Origin of the sequence: Eubacterium sp. AF15-50 (assembly GCF_934835595.1) — a bacterium.
Classification (GTDB): domain Bacteria; phylum Bacillota; class Clostridia; order Lachnospirales; family Lachnospiraceae; genus Eubacterium_G; species Eubacterium_G segne.
In genome coordinates this window covers 1-5,917 of the sequence record NZ_CAKVZL010000111.1, presented here as the reverse complement: position 1 = coordinate 5,917, position 5,917 = coordinate 1, and the positions used below count along the sequence as shown (strand labels likewise).

At 36.6% G+C, this 5,917-nt stretch carries 4 protein-coding genes; all 4 read left to right on the top strand.

Annotation, left to right across the window (positions count from 1 at the left end; translation table 11 throughout):
- Nucleotides 1–938, top strand: a 938-nt coding sequence (locus tag Q5O73_RS09765; RefSeq protein ID WP_302669588.1) for a carbohydrate-binding protein, incomplete at its 5' end; no start/stop codon positions are given.
- 167 nt (nt 939–1,105) lie between these two features.
- Complete coding sequence (locus Q5O73_RS09760; protein ID WP_302669587.1) at nt 1,106–3,733, top strand: glycoside hydrolase family 16 protein; 2,628 nt, start codon at nt 1,106–1,108, stop codon at nt 3,731–3,733.
- A gap of 206 nt (nt 3,734–3,939) precedes the next feature.
- Nucleotides 3,940–4,128 carry a hypothetical protein gene (locus Q5O73_RS09755; RefSeq protein ID WP_302669586.1) on the top strand — a complete coding sequence of 63 codons (189 nt, stop codon included), beginning with the start codon at nt 3,940–3,942 and terminating at the stop codon, nt 4,126–4,128.
- Nucleotides 4,129–4,179: 51 nt separating this feature from the next.
- On the top strand, nt 4,180–5,811 hold the full coding sequence (locus Q5O73_RS09750) for a Na+/H+ antiporter NhaC family protein (protein WP_368076762.1): 1,632 nt from the start codon (nt 4,180–4,182) through the stop codon (nt 5,809–5,811).
- Nucleotides 5,812–5,917 lie beyond the last annotated feature (106 nt).

The following is a 5,917-nucleotide window of genomic DNA, read 5'->3' as shown; positions in this document are numbered from 1 at the left end:
AAGTAGAAGCAGAAGAGTTTGATGCAAAGTCCGATCATATAGTTAATGATGGCAAAAACATTGGTGGAGTGAAAAACAATACATGGGTAAGATATGACAGTGTGTACTTTAACGGTTTGGCATCTCAGGTAAGCTTTAACTATTCGGGACAAAAGAGTGATGCAGGCGGATATGCACAGGTGTATATAGACAGCAAGGTAGGAGAACCTGTAGCAACTATTAATCTTCCGGTTACAGGAGATAATTGGAGTACATATACTACTGTAAGTCAGCAGCTTGAAAAATCCATAAGTGGTCTTCATGATGTATATATTGTATTTAAGAATGATGGCTCACATAAACATGTGGCAAATGTTGACAATATTGCCTTTGATGTAAAAAGTGTTGAGGGAAAGGAAGATGTTGTTATTTCAGATAAGATAAATATTGAGGGATTCCAGATAAGTCAGACTAACTGGGGCTTAAGAACGGTTTCCTCTGTAGAACCTGAAATCGATGGCAGGAAAGTAGTAGAGTATGGTAATATTTATGCTGTAGACAACGGAGAAGTTAAAAATAAAGATATGGTAGTTGGAAGCACCAGTAAATATGTTGCGGCTTTTAAGTCTACGGAAAAAGGTATTATTAACAAAAAGTTCTCTGCATCAGATACGGCAACCAACTATGTAATGACAATGAAGGATAATGGAAGCACCAAGGCGGCATATACTCAGGAATACCGAATAAGAGGATATGCAAAACTTTCAGATGGAAGTTATGTATACAGTAGTGTTTCATATTTTTCAATATATAGAGTATCAAAATTATTGTATGATAATTGCAAGATGAGCACCAACAGAGCTCACGAATATTTGTACAATAACATATTAAAGGTGGTTGACCCTGAATACAAACCGGTAGATTACAACTGGGGAAGTATTGTAGTAAGACCTAAATAAATAAGTAAGTAAAGCAGTTCTCTGATTATGGCAAATAAGCTATAGTCAGGGAACTGTTTTTTTGCGCCTAAAATAAAAAATGAAACATAGTAATAAAAAAATGATACTGGTATAATGGGTATTGTAAATGACATTAAAGTCAAGGAGCGGAAGAAAAGGAGGAAATTATGGAAAGGAAGAAAAAACATTTCAGTAAGCTTTTAAAAAAAATTATGGCAGTTGCATTAACCTGTGCGCTGACTTTAGGAATGGCAAATGTTCCCGGATGGAATCAGCCGGGAGAAGTGTTAGGAGCAACTACCGCAATTACATCCATGAGCTATTATCCGGGAGAAAATGGCCCTACGATTACCCATTCGGCAGTAGGAGAGGCAAGTTACGGATTTGTTATGCCTAAATTTAACGGCAAGGAAAGCAGCGAACTGTCAATTGCCGACGTGGAAAAGGATTTGCAGGTATATGTAAGACAGCAGGAAGGTACAAAGGGACAGTGGAAAAAAATAGAAGATGTTGAGTATTTCAAATGGAATGACACCTGGGCATGGGAGTACCAAAGCTGGGGTGGCTGGGTATGCTGGATGAAATTAACTGAAACCACTGAACTTAAATTTCATGGAAAAACAAATGATGTTGACTTAATTTATAACCTTGTATTAAACAAACTTGATAAGCTTAAGCTTACAAGTATTACAACAACAGAGGCAAATATAACAGCTGATTCAACAGGAGGTTCAGCAACCCATTGGGGACTTTGGACTTTTAATGGTGATAAAAACATTAAATATGAACAGGTTCAGGATGATATTAACATTTTGGTAGATAATCATGATGGAAAGGGATTTGTTAAATTTTTAAGCAATGCTTCATCAGGATTTTTATGGGATCAGAATTTTGGTTATTATTCAGAGGGTGACGGAGGTTACTGGTTTAAAAATATAGGCTGGTCATTTACCCTTCGTTTCCAAAAAGTAGGTAACAGCAGTATTTATCAGGATGTAAATGTTACATATACTGAGCCTGCAAGAAGTAATTATAATCTTACATCTTACGATGGAAAAACATCTTATGATGCAGGTTCCGTAGAAACAGCATCTGTAGGAATACCACTTCCTAAAATTGGAGGAACCAGTGCAATTAAAAAGGATTTGGAACTGTTTAAATATGAAGTTAAGGTAAATAATGTATGGATTCCTCTTACGGATGTAGCCAAAAGCGGATGGGTTTATCAGGGAAATGGATTTAATAACAGTTCCATAAGCCAGCAATGGGGATATTTTGTTGATAACATATATGGATTATGGCTCCAGCCTGTTAAGAGAGATACAGAGATTAGAATAAGCTACCCAAAAGATGGAAAGAAAGGCGGAGATATGAGTGGAAATTCCGTAACATATACAATAAAAGGAAATTCATCATATAAAGATAAGCTTCCATCAGATATGGCAGATATAACAGTAGAAGACAGTTCAAATCCTTATACACCATCAGGCTGGAAAATGATTTGGAATGATGAGTTTACGGGAAATAAACTTGATACAACTAAGTGGAACTATCAGGAAGGTTTTCTGTTAGATGAAAATGATATTAACACTGCCGGATGGGGAAATCAGGAGTTAGAGTATTATACAAAAGATAATGTATCTGTTTCAGATGGCAATTTGAATATTATTATGAAAAAGCAGTCAAAGGAATTTTCACAGAAAAATGATTCCACAAAGAAGGCAACTGCAAAATATTCATCAGGAAAAATAACAACTCAAAATAAATTTTCCGTTAAATATGGAAGAGTGGATTTCAGGGCAAAAATGCCTACAGGAACAGGTGTATGGCCGGCAATATGGATGCTTCCAAATGACTCAAGATATGGCTCATGGCCTCTTTCAGGAGAAATAGATGTATTTGAGGGACGTGGAAGAACACCGGATATGGTTTTTGGTACTCTTCACTATGGCGCACAGTGGCCTAACAATATAAACACATCAGACGTATTTAATATGGTGCAGGATGGAAAGAAAAAAACAGGAATTGCAGACTGGCATGTATACAGCGTTGTGTGGGATGCAGAAATAATAAAGATATACTGTGACGGTAAGTGCTATTTTAAATGCACATACGGGGAATGGTATTCAGGCTCAGACAGAGGAAATGCCTATGCACCTTTTGACCAGAGATTTTATCTGATTTTAAATCTGGCTGCAGGAGGAACTTTTGACAGCGGTTACGTTCCTGATGATAGTTTTACATCAGGGCTTATGCAGGTAGATTATGTAAGGGTATATCAGAAAATATTAAGAGACACAGAAGATGAGAAACCGGACAAGAATAAGGGAGTTACTACTGATGGAGCCCATGACCACCTGTACGGTGATTACAAATTAGGAACAAAGACTCCTGAAAATCCTACAACAAAGCCGGCAGTGGAAAATCCTACAACAAAGCCGGCAGTGGAAAATCCTACAACAAAGAATGCAGTGGAAGTGCCTACTAATAATGGCAATAAAAAACCTAATTCGCTGAAGAAAGCATTGGCAAAGACTAAGATAACTAAGGCGGTTAAGAAGAAAAAAGCTGTTAAGTTAAGTCTTAAATTTAAGAAGGTTAAAGGGGCAAAGAAGTATAAAGTTCAGATTGCCTCTAATAAGAAATTTAAGAAAGTTTTGCTTAAAAAGACCGTGAAGAAAGTTACCGTGGTAATAAAGAGCAGAAAGCTTAAGGGAAAGAAAAAGCTTTATGTAAGGGTAATGGCAGTAGGAGCAAAAAAATGGTCAAAAGTTAAAAAAGTTAAAATAAAATAGAATAAATTAAAATTATAAAAACCGTAGTTCTATGTGCAAGTACATTAAGTGTATTTTTACAGGAAACTGCGGTTTTACTTATATTTAGTGCAAAGCCGGTTTTAATCATTACCTAATGGCTTCACCAAAATTCAAAAAATATTGTATCATAAAAAACAGGTTAAATTTGGTATTAACTTATGTAGCGTAGAATGAGAGGAGAAGATATGAGCAATTACATAGGAAGTAGCAAACAGAAATTAGGTAATAAATTAATTGGATTAATTGTTATTGTGGCGCTGATCTTTACTTCAATTAATTTAGAAGCAGTTGGAGTATACAATATTAAAGCTGACGGAAATGTAACAAATATTTTAATTTTTAATTGCGAAAAATATATTTGTATCTTACAATAGAAGGTGCAAATATATTTGGTAGTCGTATTTGACATACCGCAGGAGGAAATTATGGGAAAATCACAGAAGAAATGGAAACTTAAAAAGATTTCCGTATTTATGTCAGTGGTGGCACTAATGACACTTATATGTGCAACGGTAGTTGTGGCAGGGGACGATACAGATTACGTTCCGTCATTATATGCTACGGCTTGGGCACTTTTGCCACCGGTGGTAGCTATTGCATTGGCATTAATTACAAAAGAAGTGTATAGTTCACTTTTTATAGGAATTTTAGTAGGGGCAATTTTGTATGGAACAAATCCTGAAACGGTTGTTATGCATGCTTTTAAAGGTGGATTCGTAAGTGTGTTATCAGACGGTGACCATGTGGGAATTTTAATATTCCTTGTAATCCTTGGAACTATAGTTGCACTTATGAACAAAGCAGGTGGCTCGGCAGCTTTTGGTAAATGGGCAGGAGAGCATATTAAAACAAGAGTGGGAGCTCAGTTAGCAACAATTTTATTGGGAGTTTTGATTTTTATTGATGACTATTTTAACTGCCTTACAGTAGGAAGTGTTATGAGACCTGTTACGGATAAACATAATATTTCCCGTGCGAAGCTTGCGTACATAATTGATGCAACAGCTGCACCGGTGTGTATAATTGCACCAATTTCTTCATGGGCAGCAGCAGTTAGCGGATGCGTAGAGGGAGAAGATGGTCTTTCATTATTTGTAAAAGCAATTCCTTATAACTATTATGCAATTCTTACAATTGTTATGATGGTTTCAATGGTTTTACTTAAAGTTGAATTCGGACCAATGGCAAAGCATGAAAAAAATGCAAAAAATGGTGATTTATTTACAACAGGAAAGGAAATTGATTCATCAGAGGATTATGGTGCTGAGAAAAAAGGTAAGGTTAAAGACCTGTTAATTCCAATTATATGTCTTGTTGTATGTTGTGTTATTGGAATGATATATACAGGTGGATTCTTCAGTGGAGTAGGATTTATTGAGGCATTTTCCAACAGTAGTGCGTCAGTAGGTTTGTCATTGGGAAGTTTCTTTGGATTGGTAATTACCATATTGTTATACGTAATTAGAAGGGTGTTACCGTTTAAGGAATGTATGGATTGCCTTGTTGAGGGATTTAGGGCAATGGTACCTGCTATTTTGATACTTATTATGGCATGGACACTTAAGGCTATGACAGATTCCCTTGGAGCAAGTGACTTCGTGGCTAATTCCATGAAGTCAGTAGCAGGAGATTTCGTAAATTTCTTGCCGGCAATTATTTTCCTTGTTGCATGTTTCCTTGCTTTCGCAACAGGAACATCCTGGGGAACCTTTAGTATATTAATACCTATTGTTGTGGCTGTTTTCCAGAAGGACAATTATGAACTCATGATTTTAGCTATTTCAGCATGTATGGCAGGAGCTGTATGTGGTGACCACTGTTCACCAATTTCGGATACCACTATTATGGCATCAGCAGGGGCACAATGTGAACATGTAAATCATGTATCTACACAGCTTCCATATGCAATAGTTGCAGCAGCAGTATCTTTCCTATCCTTTATTTTGGCAGGTTTTATTCAGAATCCATGGATTGTACTTCCAATAGCAATAGCATTGATGGTAGGACTTATTGTGTTTATTAGGATTTTAAATAATTATCAGCAAAAAGCTGAATAGATGTAAAAGGGGCTGCAATTCGCAGCCCCTTTTATAGTTTGCGCGCCATGGGCGCGCTCTAACGGGTGAAAGTCCCGAACACGCCCAGATAGTGGGAAGTGTATAG